Here is a 1,266-nt window from a genome sequence, read left to right on the forward strand (position 1 = left end):
CGGGATCTGGAGACGGCCCGGGCCTACATGGACAGCGGGGTGGAACGGCTGATCATCGGGACCCTGGCCCTGCAGGACAGGGATGCCTTCGCAGGCCTCTGTCGGGCCTTTCCCGGGAGGGTTGGAGTGTCCCTGGACGCTCGGGACGGCCGTTTGAAGACCAAGGGCTGGGTGGAAGACGCCGGTCTGACCGTCGGGGACGTCGTTCCGGGTCTCATGGAGGCGGGGTGTGCCTTTTTCGTGTACACGGACATCTCCCGGGACGGAATGCAGTCCGGAGTCAACCTGCGGGCCATGGAAGAACTTCTGGGCCTGAGCGGGGTACCGGTTCTGGCCGCGGGCGGGGTGTCAACACTGGCTGACATCAAGGCCCTCGCCCCTCTGGCCGAGCGTGGCCTGGAAGGGGTCATCACCGGCAAGGCCATCTACGAGGGCACCCTGGATCTGGCCAAGGCCTTGGTGTGGCTGCGATCCCGCTAGTCGGCAGGGTTTCGGCTTTGACGCTTAAAAAGGCGGGGCTTTTGTCCCGCCTTTTTTCATTCTTTTTGGAAAGGACTCGAATCGGAGTAGACCAATACGCTCCAGTTCGAAGGATACCGTCTCTGAAATGCAACGATTTCGTTACCGTCCGGACACGACCGGGAGGGACGACAGGCGTAGGGTCTCCGGACATGATTCCCCCGAACCTTTGGAGGTACAACCATGTTTGAATCCGAAATCCAGAGACTGCGACGTCTGCTCCACGAACAACTAACCCTGGCCGAGCGCGATCTCGAATCCCTGTTGTCGGTCCTGGGAGGTGCGGCTCCGGTCCTGCCGGATCCGGCAGACCAGGCCTGCCAGGAGAGCACCAAAAACCTGACGCTCATCCGCTATAACAGAACCCGGGCTCAGATCGAGGCCATCCTCCGGGCCGTTGAGGCCTTGGAAGGAGAGAACCGCGGGATGTGCGCCGTCTGCGGTGAACCCATCGGCGTCCGACGTCTTCTGGCTCTGCCTACTGCCCGGCATTGCGTGGATTGCCAAGCCATGCTGGACGAGAGCGACGAACGACGCCGGGTTGCCTGACGGTCCGTGGTGATTTAGTCCTTCGTCGGTCCCTTGGTCCGATGAATCGGGATTGTTTGACGCAGCCCGTCTGGTCTACGTCAGGAACGATTGCGATAGCACGGCCTTGAACCGATTTTGCAGCATTCATTGGTCAACCGCTTGAAAGCTTGAGGACCAATTAAACGAAAAAGGGCTTACGTCATTTGACATAAGCCC

General features: G+C 60.4%; 2 protein-coding genes. Both read left to right on the forward strand.

Features of this window, described 5'->3' with window-relative positions; all coding sequences use genetic code 11:
- Positions 1-480: 1-(5-phosphoribosyl)-5-((5-phosphoribosylamino)methylideneamino)imidazole-4-carboxamide isomerase (locus EOM25_15090; protein ID NCC26504.1), on the forward strand; the 480-nt coding region annotated here is incomplete at its 5' end.
- Between the two features lie 222 nt (positions 481-702).
- Complete coding sequence (locus EOM25_15095; GenBank protein NCC26505.1) at positions 703-1,068, forward strand: hypothetical protein; 366 nt, start codon at positions 703-705, stop codon at positions 1,066-1,068.
- Positions 1,069-1,266 lie beyond the last annotated feature (198 nt).

The sequence above is a fragment of the Deltaproteobacteria bacterium genome (assembly GCA_009929795.1).
Lineage (GTDB): Bacteria > Desulfobacterota > Desulfovibrionia > Desulfovibrionales > Desulfomicrobiaceae > RZZR01.